The organism is Streptomyces sp. NPDC107517 (assembly GCF_055582645.1).
Window position 1 is genome coordinate 279,231 of sequence record NZ_JBVJPM010000011.1, and the last position, 15,404, is coordinate 294,634.

The window sequence follows — 15,404 nt, forward strand, 5'->3', positions numbered from 1 at the left end:
GCACTCATTAGCGTTACTGAATTCAACCATGCAGACATTCGCGCTGGTGCTACACGGTCGTTGCCGGTGATCCTCGACGCATGGCTCCCACGCTCCCTCCGCGCCCGTCCCGCAGCATGCGACCGTCCCACATCGCGCTCGCCGTCCTGGTCACCGCCGTCTGGGGCGTCAACTTCGTCGTCATCGAGGTCGGCCTCGACCACTTCCCGCCGCTGCTCTTCTCGGCCCTGCGCTTCCTCGTCGCGGCGCTGCCCGCGGTGTTCTTCGTGGGGCGGCCGAAAGTGGCGTGGAAGTGGGTCGTCGGCGTCGGACTGGCGCTCGGTGTCATGAAGTTCGGGCTGCTCTTCGTCGGCATGAACCAGGGGATGCCCGCCGGGCTCTCCTCCCTCGTCCTGCAGATCCAGGCCGTGTTCACCGCCCTGTTCGCCTTCGTCGCGCTCGGCGAACGGCCCGGCCGGATCCGCCTGGCCGGCATGGCCGTCGCGCTCGCCGGGATCGGCGTCGCGGCCGTCGACGAGGGCGCGGGCGGCCCCCTGCTCGGCTTCACGCTCGTCGTCGTGGCCGCCGTCGGCTGGGGCGTCTCGAACGTCCTCACCCGCAAGGCGGCACCGTCCGCCCCCTTCAACTTCATGGTGTGGACGTCGGCCGTCCCCGTCCTGCCGCTGTTCGCGCTGTCCCTCACCTTCGAGGGCTGGGACCGCGACACCCGGGCGCTCGCGTCCCTCGATTGGACCGGCGTCGGCATCATCGCGTTCGTCGCCTGGGTCACCACGCTCCTCTGCTTCGGCGCCTGGAGCTTCCTGCTGCGCAGCCACCCCGCCTCGTCGGTGGCCCCGTTCACGCTGCTCGTCCCGGTGTTCGGGATGTCGTCCGCCGCGCTCTTCCTCGGCGAGAGCGTCAGCCCCCTGCGCTGGTGCGCCGCCGCGCTCCTCGTCGGCGGTGTCGCCCTCGCGTCGCTCGCGCCCGCTCCCCGGAACCGGGCCGTCCAGCGTGTGGACACTCCGGCGCCCGTGCTGCCCGTCGAGGACCATGAAGCGCATGCCAGTCGTTGAGATCCCCGGTTCCAAGTCCGTGACGGCGAGGGCACTGTTCCTCGCCGCGGCCGCGCAGGGCACCACCACCCTCGTACGCCCCCTCAGCTCCGACGACACCGAGGGCTTCGCCGAAGGGCTGCTCCGGCTCGGTTACGGCGTCGAACGCGGCCCGGACGCCTGGCACATCGAGGGCCGGCCGACCGGCCCCGCCGCGGCCGACGCCGACGTGTACTGCCGCGACGGCGCGACCACCGCCCGCTTCCTGCCCACGCTCACGTCGGCCGCCGCGCACGGCACGTACCGCTTCGACTCCTCGCCCCAGATGCGCCGCCGTCCCCTCGCTCCGCTCAGCAGGGCTCTGCGCGACCTGGGTGTGGACCTCCGTCACGAGGAGGCCGAGGGGCACCACCCGCTCACGGTCACGGCGGGCGGGGTGGAGGGCGGTGACGTGACCCTGGACGCGGGCCAGTCGTCCCAGTACCTCACCGCGCTCCTGCTGCTCGGCCCGCTGACCAGGACCGGCCTGCGCATCACGGTCACCGATCTGGTCTCGGCGCCGTACATCGAGATCACCCTGGCGATGATGCGCAGCTTCGGGGCCGAAGTCCGCCGCGACGGCAACGTGTTCGAGGTCGCGCCCGGCGGCTACCGCGCCACCACCTACGCGGTCGAGCCCGACGCCTCGACCGCGAGCTACTTCTTCGCGGCGGCGGCCGTCACCGGCGGCGAGGTCACCGTCGAAGGACTCGGCGAGAACGCGCTCCAGGGCGACCTGGCGTTCGTCGACGTCCTGCGGCGCATGGGCGCCGGGGTGACGACGACGGCGGACCGCACCACGGTCACCGCGCCCGGCCCCGCGGGCCTGTCCGGCATCACGGTCAACATGCGGGACATCTCCGACACGATGCCGACGCTCGCGGCGATCGCGCCGTACGCGAGCGGCCCGGTCCGCATCGAGGACGTGCACAACACGCGCGTCAAGGAGTGCGACCGCCTGGACGCCTGCGCGCAGAACCTGCGCGCGCTCGGGGTGACGGTGGCGACGGGACCCGACTGGATCGAGATCCAGCCGGGCACCCCGGCCCCGGCACGGATCACCACGTACGGGGATCACCGCATCGCGATGTCCTTCGCGGTGACCGGCCTGCGGATCCCCGGCGGGGTCACGTTCGACGACCCGGGGTGCGTGCGGAAGACGTTCCCCGACTTCCACGAGGCGTTCGCGAAGGTCTTCGGATAGCCGTTCGGACGGCCGCCCGGCGGGCTATGCCGACTCGTTGAGCAGCCGGGCGAGATGCTCACGCCCGGCCGTCAGAAGCCCGGGCAGCGGGGCGGCGTCCGGATACCAGCGCTTCTCGTACTCCCAGCACAGCCACCCGTCCCAGCCCTCGCGGCACAGCACGTCCACGACCTCGGTGAGCGGCAGCACGCCCGCGCCCAGCGCGAGCGGCGTCGTGTCGTCGGCACCCGCGATGTCCTTCACCTGTACGTAGCCCAGGTGCGGGGACAGCGCCGCGTACGACGCCACGGGCTGCTCGCCGCCGAGCCACGTGTGCATGACGTCCCACAGGGCGCCGACCTGACGGTGTCCGACGGGGCCGAGCACGCGCATCGCGTCGGCTCCCGTGCGGTGCGAGTCGTGGGTCTCCAGGAGGATGCGGACGCCGAGGTCCGCGGCGTGCTCGGCGGCGGCGCCCAGGCGCCGGGCGGCCGCCGCGTCGGCCTCGGCGCGGCTCTGCTCCGTGCCGCCGCCCGGGAAGACGCGTACGTGGGGCGCGCCGACGTCGCGAGCGAGTTCGAGGAGTGACCTGATCTCCTCGATCACCGGTTCGTCCTCGCCGGGAGCGGCCACGCGCGCGTATCCGGCGAGCCCGAGGATCTCGACCCCGGCGGCCTTGAACTCGGCGGCGGCGTCGGCCCGTTCGTCGGGCCCGAGCCCTGGGTGTACAGGTTCCTCGGGATGGGCGCGCAGTTCGACACCGTGATACCCGTGCTCGCCGGCGAGCCGCACGACATCAGTGAGGGGAAGCCCGGGAACCCCGAGCGTGGAGAAGGCCAGTTTCATGGCGGGGACGCTACCGGGCCGCGGGGCGGGGTCAAGGGGACGCCCGGCGCGGCTGCGGGCCGGGTGAAGGCCGCGCGCGGGTGGACGGACACGAACGGCCCACACCCGCCCGTGCCGGAGGCGGAGCCGATTCGCCCGTGAGCGCGGAGGTTCCTGGCTCAGTCGCCCCTTCCCGAGCGCCGCACGTTGCCCGCGTCCGAGGGCGGCACCTCGCTCACCGGCCCCGTGTCCGGGGGACGGCGCCTCGTTCGCCCGCACGTGAGGGTCGCGCCTCGGGCACCGGCCCCTGTCCTGGGACGGCGGCTCACTCGCCCGCACCCGAGACCGTGCCTCGCGGCACCGGCCCGCTCCCGAGCGGGGCGCCCGCTCGCCCGCCGGAGGCCTACGCCGTGGACGGTGCCCCGGTCGACCCCCGCACCATCAACTCCCCCTGCACCACGGCCATCCCTCCGGCGGGAGCCGCCTCGCGGCCCATGGCGATGCGGCCCGCGCGGGCCCCCGCCTCCGCCAGAGGCAGCCGGACCGTGGTCAGGGCCGGTACCGCGTCCACGCTGAACGGGAGGTCGTCGAAGCCGGCCACCGAGACGTCGCCCGGAATGCTCAGGCCCGCCTCCCGCAGCGCGGCGCACGCGCCGAGCGCCACCGTGTCGTTCGCGGCGACCACCGCCGTCAACGACGGCTCGCGGCGCAGGAGTTCGACCGTCGCCTCGAAACCGGACCGCCGGTCGTACGGGCCGTGCACGGTCCACCCGGCGTCGTCCGGCACGCCCCGCGCCGCCAGCGCCGCGCGATGTCCCTCCAGGCGGTGGCGGGTCGTCGTCCGTTCCTCGGGGCCCGCGATGTACCCGATCCTGCGGTGGCCGAGGTCGAGCAGGTGGTCGGTGAGTGCCCGGCCGCCGCCGCGGTTGTCGAAGGCGAGTGCCACCGCGTCCGCGTCCGGCACGGGTGGCCGCCCGCACAGGACGACCCGCGTCCCGGCGTCCGCGAGCCGCCGCAGCTTCCCGGAGATCGCCTTGGCGTGTTCGGTGTCCTCGACCGCGCCGCCCGTGAGGACGACGGCCGCGGCCCGCTGGCGCTGGAGGAGCGTCAGATAGGTGAGTTCGCGCTCGGGCGACCCGCCGGTGTTGCACACGACCGCGAGCCGCTCGCCGCCCGCGCGCCCGCCGGGCCCCACGATCTCGGACTGCACGGCCCCCGCCATGATCCCGAAGAACGGGTCGGCGATGTCGTTCACGAGGATGCCGACCAGGTCGGAGGTGGCGGCGGCCAGGGCGCTGGCCGGCCCGTTCAGCACGTAGTCGAGGTCGTCCACGGCGCGCAGCACCCGCTCGCGCGTGGCCGCGGCCACGGGGTAGTTGCCGTTCAGCACGCGGGACACGGTGGCGGGGGAGACCTGGGCGCGTGCCGCCACGTCCGCCAGGGTCACGGTCATCGCATCATCCTCCGTCGGCCGTCCGGCCATGCATCCCGTTTCATCAGCCCCCGGTCTTGTCCGACCGGCTGTGCAGAGGCTAGCTTCTTCCCGTGTAGAAAGCGCTTGCTACGACGAGCGTGTTCTCCATCGGCGTCTCGGTCCGGTCGGTACGAATCTGTACGAAGGGAATCTCGTGACACGCAAGACGGTGCGCATCGCCATGAACGGGGTGACGGGGCGCATGGGCTACCGCCAGCACCTCGTCCGCTCCCTCCTCGCCCTGCGCGAACAGGGCGGCCTCGAACTCGGCGACGGCACGGTGCTGTGGCCCGAGCCGGTCCTCGTCGGCCGCCGCGAGCACGTGCTGCTCGCGCTCGCCGAGCAGCACGGCCTCGACCCGGCGAACGTCTCCACCGACCTGGACGCCGTCCTCGCCGACGACACGGTCGACATCTACTTCGACGCGCAGGTCACCTCCGCCCGCGAGGAGGCGCTCAAGAAGGCCATCGCCGCCGGAAAGCACCTCTACACGGAGAAGCCCTCGGCGACGAGCCTCGACGGCGCGCTCGAACTGGCCCGCCTGGCCAAGGCGAAGGGCATCAAGCACGGCGTCGTCCAGGACAAGCTGTTCCTGCCGGGCCTGCTCAAGCTCAAGCGCCTCATCGACGGCGGCTTCTTCGGGCGGATCCTGTCCGTGCGCGGCGAGTTCGGCTACTGGGTCTTCGAGGGCGACTGGCAGGAGGCGCAGCGGCCGAGCTGGAACTACCGGTCGGAGGACGGCGGCGGCATCGTCGTCGACATGTTCCCGCACTGGGAGTACGTGCTCCACGAGCTGTTCGGCCGTGTGACCAGCGTGCAGGCGCTGGCCTCGACGCACATCCCGCAGCGCTGGGACGAGGGCGGCAAGCCCTACGACGCGACCGCGGACGACTCGGCGTACGGCATCTTCGAGCTCGACGGCGGCGCCGTGGCGCAGATCAACTCCTCCTGGTCGGTGCGGGTCAACCGGGACGAGCTCGTCGAGTTCCAGGTGGACGGCACGGAGGGCTCCGCGGTCGCCGGGCTGCGCAACTGCCGCGTCCAGCACCGGGCTTCGACCCCGAAGCCCGTATGGAACCCGGACCTGCCGGCCACGTACTCCTTCCGCGACCAGTGGCAGGAGGTCCCCGACAACCAGGAGTTCGACAACGGCTTCAAGGCGCAGTGGGAGCTGTTCCTCAAGCACGTGTACGCCGACGCGCCGTACCGCTGGGACCTGTTCGCCGGCGCCCGCGGCGTGCAGCTCGCCGAGCTCGGCCTGAAGTCGTCGGCCGAGGGCCGCCGCCTGGACGTCCCGGAGATCACGCTGTGACGATCCGACTCCCCGGCCCCGACGGCACGCTGCGCGCCTACACCCCGCGCGCCGAGCCCGCCTCCTTCACCACGGGCGCCCCTCTCGTCTCGCGGACCGTCTTCTCGGCCGCGCACGTCGTCGCGGACCCGCTCGCCGGTGCGGGCGCCGTCGACTGGGATGCCACGCTCGCCTTCCGCCGCCATCTGTGGGCGCACGGCCTGGGCGTGGCCGAGGCCATGGACACCGCCCAGCGCGGCATGGGCCTCGACTGGGCGGGCGCGGCCGAGCTGATCCGGCGCTCGACCGCCGAGGCGAAGTCGGCCGGCGGCGCCATCGCGTGCGGGGTGGGCACCGACCAGCTGTCGGGGCCCGCCACGCTCGCCGAGGTCCGCGCGGCCTACGAGGAGCAGCTCGCGCTCGTGGAGGGGACGGGCGCGCAGGCGATCCTCATGGCCTCGCGGGCCCTGGCGGCCGCGGCGTCCGGACCCGAGGACTACCTCGACGTCTACGGGCATCTGCTGCGGCAGGCCGCCGAGCCCGTCATCCTGCACTGGCTCGGCCCGATGTTCGACCCCGCCCTGGAGGGCTACTGGGGTTCGCCGGACCTCGACGCCGCCACCGAGACGTTCCTCGACGTCATCGCCGCGCACCCGGACATGGTCGACGGCATCAAGGTCTCGCTCCTGGACGCCCGGCGCGAGGTCGAGCTGCGCCGCCGCCTCCCGCGGGGCGTGCGCTGCTACACGGGCGACGACTACAACTACCCCGAGCTGATCGCGGGCGACGAGCAGGGGTTCAGCCACGCCCTCCTCGGCATCTTCGACCCGCTGGGCCCGCTCGCGGCGGAGGCGGTGCGCGTCCTCGACACGGGGGACACCGCAAAGTTCCGTGAACTGCTCGACCCGACCGTCGGGTTGTCCCGGCACCTCTTCGAGACGCCGACCCGCTTCTACAAGACGGGCGTCGTCCTGCTCGCGTGGCTCGCGGGCCACCAGTCCCACTTCGCGATGGTCGGCGGCCTCCAGTCGGCCCGCCCGCTGCCGCACCTCGCCCGCGCCTACGAACTCGCCGACGGCCTGGGCCTGTTCCCGGATCCCGCCCTCGCCGAGACCCGGATGAAGTCCCTGCTCAGCGTGTACGGAGTCGACCAGTGAGCCACGCACTCGACCGCTTCTCCATCAACCAGATGACCGTCAGGCAGCTCGGCCTCGAAGAACTCGTCGCGGCCTGCGCCGAGTCGGACGTCCCGGGTGTCGGCCTGTGGCGCGAGCCCGTGCAGACGTACGGGGTCGAGGCCGCGGCGAAGCTCGTACGGGGCGCGGGGCTTGCCGTCACCACGCTGTGCCGGGGCGGCTTCCTCACCGCGATCGACCCGGACGCGCGCATGCGGGCCCTCGACGACAACCGCTCGGCCGTCGACGAGGCGGCGGCCCTCGGCACGGACACCCTCGTCCTGGTCTCCGGCGGCCTCCCCGAAGGAAGCAAGGACCTGCACGGCGCGCGGGAGCGGATCGCCGACGCGCTCGCGGAGCTCGGCCCGTACGCCGCCCAGCGGGGCGTCCGGCTCGCGATCGAGCCGCTGCACCCGATGTACGCCGCCGACCGCTGCGTCGTCTCGACGCTGGCGCAGGCGCTCGACCTGGCCGAGCGCTTCCCCGCCGAGCAGGTCGGCGTCTGCGTGGACACGTACCACATCTGGTGGGACGACCGAGCGCCCGCGCAGATCGCGCGCGCGGGGGCGGGCGGGCGGCTGCACGCCTTCCAACTGGCCGACTGGACCACGCCGTTGCCGGAGGGCGTCCTCAACGGGCGGGGCCAGATCGGCGACGGCGCGATCGACATGCGCGCCTGGCGCGGCCTCGTCGAGGCCGCCGGATACGCGGGCCCCATCGAGGTGGAACTGTTCAACGACGGGCTGTGGGCACGCGACGGGCGCGAGGTGCTCGCGGAGACGGCGGACCGCTTCGTGCGGCACGCCGGCTGAGTCCTTTGGGCGGTCGGCCTCCTACAGGGGGCCCCGGCCCGATTTCCTGCCCGCGGCCCGCTTGGTGAAGACCGCGAGCACCACCGGGACCAGGAGCTCGATGACCCGTGTCACCGTCGCGGGCGGCAGGCCCGTCTTCTTCGCGACGGCGGTCGCGACGGGCCGGCTCATCTTCGCCAGGATCCCGGCCATCAGGCCGCCACCCGCCGGGCCGCCGAGCCCGCCGAGGGTGGCGACACCCTGCAACGGCCGCTGCTCCTCGGTCTCGGCGAGCGCCTGCCGGACCTCCTCGGCCTGCCGGGGATCGGCCGTGGCCTTCTCCCTGAGCCCTCCCGAGAGCTCGGCGACGGTGGTGCCCACGACGTCCTGCGCGCCCGCCGCATCCGTACCGAGCAGCCCGGCGATCTCGCTCAGCCGGTCGTCGCCGAGCTCGTCGAGTACGTCCTCCTGCAGGGAGGGTTCGGCGGATCCGGTGTTTTCGCTCATGCCCGAAACGCTACGTCTGCCCCACTGTGTCGGCACCCCGAAAAGATTCCGGGCCGACCGTGCAACCCTTTCCGTGATTCGCGGGTCGTATGTGGCATCAGGACTTCTGGAGGGGGATCCGGGGGGATCGCGGGGGTCCTGATGGGGAGGGAAGCGTGAGGGGGCCCGGTCCGCCGACCGGGCCCCCTTTTGCGCGCCTGCACGGCGCGCAGGACCTGCCCACACCCCACGAGCAGGACCCGCCTAGAAGAAGACCCCGCAGCGCAGCAGCACATTCGCGTACGGCCGCGCCTCTCCCGTACGGACGACGAGCCGCGCGCCCCGCGAGAGCTCCTTCAGCTCCTCGTGCGGGACGAGGGCGAGCGCGGGCAGCCGCTCCGCGAGCAGCCCCGCGGCCCCGGGGTTCGCGGCCCGGATCTCGGCGGCGGCCGTCCCGCCCTCCACGACCAGCTCGTCCAGGAGCCCGTCGAGGACCTCGGCGAACGACGGGACACCGGCCCGGAACGCCAGGTCCACGACCCGCGGCCCCGCCGGAATCGGCATGCCCGCGTCGCACACGAGCACGCCGTCGCCATGGCCCAGCTCGGCGAGCGCGCCGGCCAGGTGGCGGTTGAGTATTCCGGCCTTCCTCACAGCGCCGCGACCTCGGCGGTCGTCGGGTACGACGCCTGCGCGCCCTCCCTCGTGACCGCCGCCGCGCCGACGCGGGCCGCGAAGGCCGCCGCGTCCGCGAGGCTCTCGCCCGCGCCGAGCCGCCACGCCAGGGCCGCCGTGAAGGCGTCCCCCGCACCGGTCGTGTCCACGGCCGTGACCTTGACGGACGGCACACGGCGCGTCCCCGTGCCGTCGGCCACCAGCGCGCCCTCGGCGCCCAGCGTGATCACGACGGAGCGCGGTCCGAGCGCGAGCAGCGCCGACGCCCAGTCCTCGGGCTCCCCGGTGACGTCCGCGCCGAGCACGACCCGCGCCTCGTGCTCGTTGACGATGAGCGGGTCGCAGGCCGCGAGGACTTCGGCGGGCAGGGGAGCGGGCGGGGACGGGTTGAGGACGAACCGGCTGCCCGGCGCCAGGGCCCGTACGACCTCCGCGACCGTGTCGAGCGGGATCTCCAGCTGCGTCGAGACCACCCGCGACGCCCGGAAGAGCTTGCCCGCGGCCTTGACGTCCTGCGGGGTGAGGCGGGCGTTGGCACCCGGTGACACCACGATGCTGTTGTCCCCGGACGGGTCCACCGTGATCAGGGCGACCCCGGTGGGCGCCCCGCCGACGAGGACGCCGACCGGGTCGACGCCCGCCGACTTCATCGAGTCGAGAAGCAGCTGCCCGTGCCCGTCGTCGCCGACCCGCGCGAGCAGCGCCGTACGGGCCCCGAGGCGCGCGGCGGCGACGGCCTGGTTGGCGCCCTTGCCGCCCGGGTGGACGGCGAGGTCCGAGCCGAGGACGGTCTCCCCGGCGCCGGGGCGGCGCTCGACGACGGTCACCAGGTCGGCGTTGGCCGACCCCACCACCAACAGGTCGTAGTCCTGCATCGCTGTCACTTTCTCCGTGTTCTGGACGGGCGTTCTCGTCGGGCCGGTCGGGCGCCCCGGCCGGTCACTCGAAAACCGCGGCGGTTACTTGAAGCTCGCGACGTTCTTCGAGGTGACGACCTTCACCGGCACCTTGACCATCTGCGCGACCTCCTTGTCCTTCGCCGCCCTGACCGCGTTCTGCACGGCGATCCGGCCGAGCTCCTTCGGCTGCTGCGCGACGGACGCGTACAGCGTGCCCGCCTCGACGGCCTTGAGGCCGTCCGGCGTGCCGTCGAAGCCGACGACGGCGACGGACTTGCCGGCCTTGGAGCCGAGCGCCTTGATCGCGCCGAGGGCCATCTCGTCGTTCTCGGCGAAGACACCGTCGACGCCCGCGTTGGCCTGGAGCATGTTCGTCATGACGTCGAGGCCCTTGGTGCGGTCGAAGTCCGCGGGCTGCTTGGCGACGACCTTGATGCCGGGGTACGCCTTGATGCCCTCGGCGAAGCCCTGGCCGCGCTCCCGGCTGGCGGAGGTGCCGGCCGTGCCCTGGAGAATCACGATCTTCCCGCTGCCGCCGAGCTTGTCGGCGAGGGTCTTCGCCGCCTGGCGGCCGCCCGCGACGTTGTCGGAGGCGACGAGCGTGGCCGTCTTCGCCTTGTTGACGCCGCGGTCCGCGGCGACGACGGGGATGCCGGCCTTGTTGGCGCCGCGCACGGCCGGGCCGACCGCGTCGGAGTCGACGGGGTTCACGATGACCGAGCTCATGCCCTCACTGGTGAAGTTCTGGAGCTGGTTGGCCTGCTGGGACGCGTCGTTCTGGGCGTCCGTGACCGTGAGCTTGACGCCCTCCTTCTCCGCCTCGGCCTGCGCGCCCGCCTTCATCTGCACGAAGAAGGGGTTGTTCAGCGTCGAGACGGACAGGCCGAGCTTGGCCGACGTACCCGAAGAGCCGTTGTTCCAGAGGGAGATGCCGCCGATGACCGCCGCGGCGACGACGGCCGCGATCGTGTACTGGGCGGCCTGTTTGCGCTTGGAGCCGCCCGGTCCGGACGCGGCGCCGGTGGCCGTCGGGGCCGCGCCCGCCTTGCGGCGCACGGTGTCGAGGAGCACGGCGAGCGCGATGACGACGCCGATGACGACCTGCTGCCAGAACGCGGACACGGAAAGGAGGTTGAGGCCGTTCCTGAGCACGGCGAGGATCAGCGCGCCGATGAACGTGCCCGACGCCTTGCCGACACCGCCGGACAGCGAGGCGCCGCCGATGACGACCGCGGCGATGGCGTCCAGCTCGTAACCCTGCGCGGCCTGCGGCTGCGCGGAGGAAAGACGCGAGGCGAGGACGATGCCCGCGACCGCGGCGAACAGGCCCGACAGGGCGTAGATGACGACCTTCTGCCGCTTGACGCGCAGACCCGACAGGCGCGCCGCTTCCTCGTTGCCGCCGATCGCGAACATGGACCGGCCGATGAACGTACGGCCCAGGATCAGCGCCGTGATCAGCCCCATGACGACCATCACGAGCACCGGCACCGGCAGCCAGCCGCCCAGCGTGTCCCCGACCCGCGAGACGGACGACGGGAACGGGATCGGGCTGCCCTGCGAGATGACGAGCGACAGACCGCGCCCCACCGACAGCATCGCGAGCGTCGCGATGAAGGGCGGGAGCTTGCCGTACGAGATCAGTGCGCCGTTGACGAATCCGCAGGCGACACCGGTGACGACGGCGAGGATCACGGCGATCCACACCGGGACGCCCTCACTGGTCGCGGCCCACGCGAGGACCGTCGCCGACAGCGCCGCCACGGAGCCGACCGACAGGTCGATGCCCGCCGAGACGATGACGAAGGTGACGCCGAACGCGAGGATCGCGGTCACGGCGGCCTGCACGCCGACATTCAGCAGGTTCTGCGTGGTCAGGAAGTCGCCGGACAGCAGCGACATCGCTATGACCAGGACGACCAGGGCGCTCAGCGCGCCGTTGTCGAGCAGGACGCGGCGCAGGCCACCCGCGCCGGCCGTGCTGCTCTTGAGCGTGTCAGTGGCCACGGGAGCCCTCCACTTCATTGTGTTCGGGGGTGGTTGCCGGGGAAGACGGGGATGCCGCGGTGCTGACGGCGAGCGCCATCACGGAGTCCTGGGTCGCCTCGCCGGCCGCGAGTTCGCCCGCGATCCGGCCCTGCGCCATGACGAGGACCCGGTCGCTCATCCCGAGGACCTCCGGCAGATCGCTGGAGATCATCAGGACGGCGTGCCCGGCCGCGGTGAGTTCGTTGACGAGCTGGTAGATCTCGACCTTCGCGCCGACGTCGATGCCGCGCGTCGGCTCGTCGAGGATGAGGACCTTGATGTCGGCGAGCAGCCACTTGCCGATGACGACCTTCTGCTGGTTGCCGCCGGACAGGGTGCGCACATGCTGGCCGAGGCCGGCCATGCGTACGCCGAGCTGCTCGGCCATGCGGGCGGCCGCGACGCGCTGCGACTTGCGGTCCACCAGGCCCGCGCGGGTCGCCGAACGCAGGGTGACCAGGCCCAGGTTCTCCTCGACGGAGGCGTCCAGGAGGAGGCCCTGCCCCTTGCGGTCCTCGGGCACGAGCCCGACGCCGGCGGCCATCGCTGCGTTCACGTCGTGCCGCGGCAGCCGCGCGCCCGCGACCTCGACCGTGCCCTTGTCGTACGGGTCGGCGCCGAACACGGCTCGGACGACCTCGGTACGGCCCGCGCCCACGAGGCCCGCGATGCCGACGACCTCGCCGGCCCGCACCTCGAAGTGCACGTCGTGGAAGACCCCGTCGCGGGTCAGTCCCTCGACCCGCAGCAACGGGGCGTCCGTGGCGTCGAGCCGGGGCCGCTCGCGCGGGTACTGCTGCTCGATGCTGCGGCCCACCATGAGCCGTACGAGCTCGGCCTCGGGGGCGGACGCGGGGACCTGGCCGACGCTCCTGCCGTCGCGGATGACCGTGACGCGGTCGCCGAGCGCGGCGATCTCCTCCAGGTGGTGGGTGATGAAGACGACGCCGACACCGTCCTCGCGCAGCGCGCGCACGATCCCGAAGAGCTTGTCGACCTCCTCCGAGGTGAGCACCGCCGTCGGCTCGTCCATGATCAGGACGCGGGCGTCCAGGCTCAGGGCCTTCGCGATCTCCACCATCTGGAGCCGGGCGATGCCCAGTTCGCGCACCCGGGTCCGGGGCGACACCGTCAGGCCGACGCGCCGGAGCAGCTCCTCGGCGTCGGCCTCCATCTTCTTGCGGTCGATCATCCCGAAGCGGCGCGGCTGGCGGCCCAGGAAGATGTTCTCGGCGACCGTCAGATCGGGGACGAGGTTGAACTCCTGGTAGATGGTGGCGATCCCGAGACGCTCGGCGTCCTGCGCCCCGTGGATGCGGGCCTCCCGGCCGTCGACGACGATCCGGCCCGCGTCGGGCCGGTAGGCGCCGGAGAGCATCTTGATGAGGGTGCTCTTGCCCGCGCCGTTCTCGCCGAGCAGCACGTGCACCTCGCCGCGGCGCAGATCGAAGTCGACGCTGTCGAGCGCGACGACGCCGGGGAACGTCTTGCGAATCCCCTCGATGCGCAGCAGCTCGTCGGCCGGCTCCTGGCCGGGCTGCTCTTCCGGGTTGCTCACGGGTTCCTCCTCGTTGAGGTCGTGGCGGTGGGGGTGTCTGCGGGAGCCGTGGGGGCCGGGGTCCGGGCCTGAGAGGTCCCCGCCTCGCCGCAGGACCGGCGGACGACCAGACGCGCCGGCAGCGTCACCGACTGCGGGGGCCTGCCCTCGATGCGGTCGATCAGGGCCCGTACGGCGGCCCGGCCGAGGTCCTTGGTCGGCTGGGCGACCGCCGTCACCGGCGGGTCGGTGTGCACGAACCAGGGGATGTCGTCGAAGGCCGCGAGCCCGATGTCGTGCGGGACGCGCAGCCCGGCGGCCCTGATCGCGTCGAGCGCGCCGAGCGCCATCAGGTTGTCCGCGGCGAACACGACCTCGGGCGGCTCGGACAGGGCGAGGAAGCGCTCCGTCGCGCGCCGGCCGCTGTCCGCCTGGAAGTCGCCCTGCCCGATGTAGGCGTCGGGCAGCGCGATCCCGAACGCGGCGAGCGCCTCGCGGAACGCCTCGACGCGCTCGCTGCCGGTCGTGGTGGCGGCGGGCCCCGCGATGATGGCGAGGCGGCGGTGGCCGAGGGCGTGCAGATGGGCCACGAGGTCACGCACGGCGGCGCGCCCGTCGGACCGGACCACGGGCACGTCCACACCCGGGATCCAGCGGTCGACGAAGACCATCGGCGTACCGGCCCGCGCGGCCTCCAGCATCAGCGGCGAGCCGCCGTCCGTGGGGGAGACGAGGAGGCCGTCGATGCGCCGGTCGACGAGCGTGCGTACGTGGTGGTCCTGGATGTCGGGCTGCTCGTCCGCGTTCCCGATGATGACGCTGTAGCCCAGCGCACGGGCCTCCTCCTCGACGGAGCGGGCCAGTTCGGTGAAGTACGGGTTGAGCACGTCGCTGATGACCAGGCCGAGCGTGCGGGTCTGGGCGGTGCGCAGGGAGCGGGCCACGGCGTTCGGGCGGTAGCCGAGCGACTCGACGGCGCCGAGCACGCGGGCGCGGGCGTCCGGGCTCACGGACGGGTGGCTGTTCAGCACCCGCGAGACCGTGGCGACGGAGACGCCCGCCGCCGCGGCGACGTCCTTGATGCTCGCCATCGCAGGACCACCTCCTTGTGGCTGCATGGTCCGGAACGGGTTCCGGCACCTGGTGCGCAACGGGGCCGACACGTGGTCCGGGACGTGGTCCGACACCGTCATGGAATCGATTACACGGAGGATTGGAATCGATTACACGGGCTCTTGGCAACCCCCGTTCCGCTTGTCGAGACCGGATCGTGATGTACGTCGCCCTCGCGGCCGGTGTCGCACGGCCGTGTCAGTGGTGCGTGAGACGCTGGCGGAGTCAGCCACGCAACCCGCACGGAAGGGGCACACGCCCGTGAACCACGCACAGCTCACCGCGCTCGGCCGGGCCCTGCGCCTCCTCGGCGAGCACGGCGAGGGCCTCAGCGCCGACACGCCCGACAGCAAGCTCCACGAGATGCGCGCGGACGTGAAGCGCGCGCTGGACCTCGTCGAGGACTCCGTCGCGGGCGACGCGCCCACCACCCGCTGCCCGGAGCACCCGACGGGCCCGGTCGACGAGAACGCGCAGGACCTGTGCCTCCTCTGCGAGACCCGCCGCCGAGTCGCCCGCCGCTCCGAGATCAACGGCGCGTACCCCGCCAGACCCCGGCAGGGCGAGGCGGCCGACGCCCCGTCGATGTCGCGGTACGGCGTCCGGGAGGACCGCCCGCAGCCCCAGCAGCGCTGGCTCCCCGAGAAGTGGAACGGCCAGGTGTGGCAGCTGTGCGGCACCCCGCGGCACGACCGCAGGGAGGCCGAGCACTATCTCGCGGCCCAGCGCAGGGAGCCCCGCGCGGCCTCGGCGTACCGCCTGGTCCACGCCTTCACCGACTACGAGGTGGTGCGGGTCTGGGGCACACCCGTCAAGGTGGACATCGAACCCATGGGTGGCCTGTAGTCCGTCATCAG

Annotated in this window: 14 protein-coding genes; 6 read left to right on the forward strand and 8 right to left on the reverse strand. The window is 72.9% G+C overall.

Going from position 1 to position 15,404, the window contains the following annotated elements; translation table 11 throughout:
* The first annotated feature begins 116 nt into the window (after window positions 1-116).
* Both ACZ67T_RS25670 and aroA read left to right on the forward strand, forming a co-directional pair.
* Window positions 117-1,052 (forward strand): EamA family transporter, encoded by a 936-nt coding sequence (locus ACZ67T_RS25670; RefSeq protein WP_469987287.1) that lies wholly within the window; start codon window positions 117-119, stop codon window positions 1,050-1,052.
* Window positions 1,039-2,274, forward strand: coding sequence for a 3-phosphoshikimate 1-carboxyvinyltransferase (gene aroA, locus ACZ67T_RS25675; protein WP_469987202.1), 1,236 nt, complete (start codon window positions 1,039-1,041; stop codon window positions 2,272-2,274). Before ACZ67T_RS25670 ends, aroA begins: the two co-directional genes overlap by 14 nt.
* 24 nt (window positions 2,275-2,298) lie before the next feature.
* Here the strand turns inward: aroA and ACZ67T_RS25680 are convergent, their stop codons facing one another.
* Both ACZ67T_RS25680 and ACZ67T_RS25685 read right to left on the reverse strand, forming a co-directional pair.
* On the reverse strand, window positions 2,299-3,099 hold the full coding sequence (locus ACZ67T_RS25680) for a sugar phosphate isomerase/epimerase family protein (protein ID WP_469987204.1): 801 nt from the start codon (window positions 3,097-3,099) through the stop codon (window positions 2,299-2,301).
* A gap of 382 nt (window positions 3,100-3,481) precedes the next feature.
* Entirely contained in the window at window positions 3,482-4,531 is a 1,050-nt protein-coding gene (locus tag ACZ67T_RS25685) for a LacI family DNA-binding transcriptional regulator (protein WP_469987206.1), read from the reverse strand.
* Window positions 4,532-4,706: 175 nt separating this feature from the next.
* On the opposite strand from ACZ67T_RS25685, the gene ACZ67T_RS25690 reads away from it, so the two are divergent.
* Genes ACZ67T_RS25690 through ACZ67T_RS25700 form a run of 3 tightly spaced genes read left to right on the forward strand, consistent with a single transcriptional unit; the run spans window position 4,707 to window position 7,830 of the window.
* The gene (locus ACZ67T_RS25690; RefSeq protein ID WP_469987208.1) at window positions 4,707-5,864 is read left to right on the forward strand and encodes a Gfo/Idh/MocA family protein; all 1,158 of its coding nucleotides are present in this window, start codon (window positions 4,707-4,709) and stop codon (window positions 5,862-5,864) included.
* Window positions 5,861-7,000, forward strand: coding sequence for a dihydrodipicolinate synthase family protein (locus ACZ67T_RS25695; protein WP_469987210.1), 1,140 nt, complete (start codon window positions 5,861-5,863; stop codon window positions 6,998-7,000). The genes ACZ67T_RS25690 and ACZ67T_RS25695 overlap by 4 nt, the downstream gene beginning before the upstream one ends.
* A 32-nt stretch (window positions 7,001-7,032) precedes the next feature.
* A complete protein-coding gene (locus tag ACZ67T_RS25700; protein WP_469987289.1) occupies window positions 7,033-7,830 on the forward strand; it encodes a sugar phosphate isomerase/epimerase family protein in 798 nt (265 codons plus the stop codon).
* A 21-nt stretch (window positions 7,831-7,851) separates the two neighbouring features.
* Here the strand turns inward: ACZ67T_RS25700 and ACZ67T_RS25705 are convergent, their stop codons facing one another.
* The 6 genes from ACZ67T_RS25705 to ACZ67T_RS25730 form a co-directional block, all read right to left on the reverse strand.
* Window positions 7,852-8,316 carry a DUF937 domain-containing protein gene (locus tag ACZ67T_RS25705; protein ID WP_469987212.1) on the reverse strand — a complete coding sequence of 155 codons (465 nt, stop codon included), beginning with the start codon at window positions 8,314-8,316 and terminating at the stop codon, window positions 7,852-7,854.
* Between the two features lie 243 nt (window positions 8,317-8,559).
* Window positions 8,560-8,949 (reverse strand): D-ribose pyranase, encoded by a 390-nt coding sequence (gene rbsD / locus ACZ67T_RS25710; RefSeq protein WP_469987214.1) that lies wholly within the window; start codon window positions 8,947-8,949, stop codon window positions 8,560-8,562.
* A complete protein-coding gene (locus ACZ67T_RS25715) occupies window positions 8,946-9,845 on the reverse strand; it encodes a ribokinase (protein WP_469987291.1) in 900 nt (299 codons plus the stop codon). The genes rbsD and ACZ67T_RS25715 overlap by 4 nt, the downstream gene beginning before the upstream one ends.
* 84 nt (window positions 9,846-9,929) lie before the next feature.
* Window positions 9,930-11,876, reverse strand: coding sequence for an ABC transporter permease/substrate-binding protein (locus tag ACZ67T_RS25720; RefSeq protein ID WP_469987216.1), 1,947 nt, complete (start codon window positions 11,874-11,876; stop codon window positions 9,930-9,932).
* Window positions 11,866-13,455, reverse strand: coding sequence for a sugar ABC transporter ATP-binding protein (locus ACZ67T_RS25725; RefSeq protein ID WP_469987217.1), 1,590 nt, complete (start codon window positions 13,453-13,455; stop codon window positions 11,866-11,868). The genes ACZ67T_RS25720 and ACZ67T_RS25725 overlap by 11 nt, the downstream gene beginning before the upstream one ends.
* The gene (locus ACZ67T_RS25730; RefSeq protein ID WP_469987219.1) at window positions 13,452-14,525 is read right to left on the reverse strand and encodes a LacI family DNA-binding transcriptional regulator; all 1,074 of its coding nucleotides are present in this window, start codon (window positions 14,523-14,525) and stop codon (window positions 13,452-13,454) included. The genes ACZ67T_RS25725 and ACZ67T_RS25730 overlap by 4 nt, the downstream gene beginning before the upstream one ends.
* Before the next feature lie 283 nt (window positions 14,526-14,808).
* Between ACZ67T_RS25730 and ACZ67T_RS25735 the strand changes: the two genes are divergently transcribed.
* On the forward strand, window positions 14,809-15,393 hold the full coding sequence (locus ACZ67T_RS25735; RefSeq protein ID WP_469987220.1) for a hypothetical protein: 585 nt from the start codon (window positions 14,809-14,811) through the stop codon (window positions 15,391-15,393).
* Window positions 15,394-15,404 lie beyond the last annotated feature (11 nt).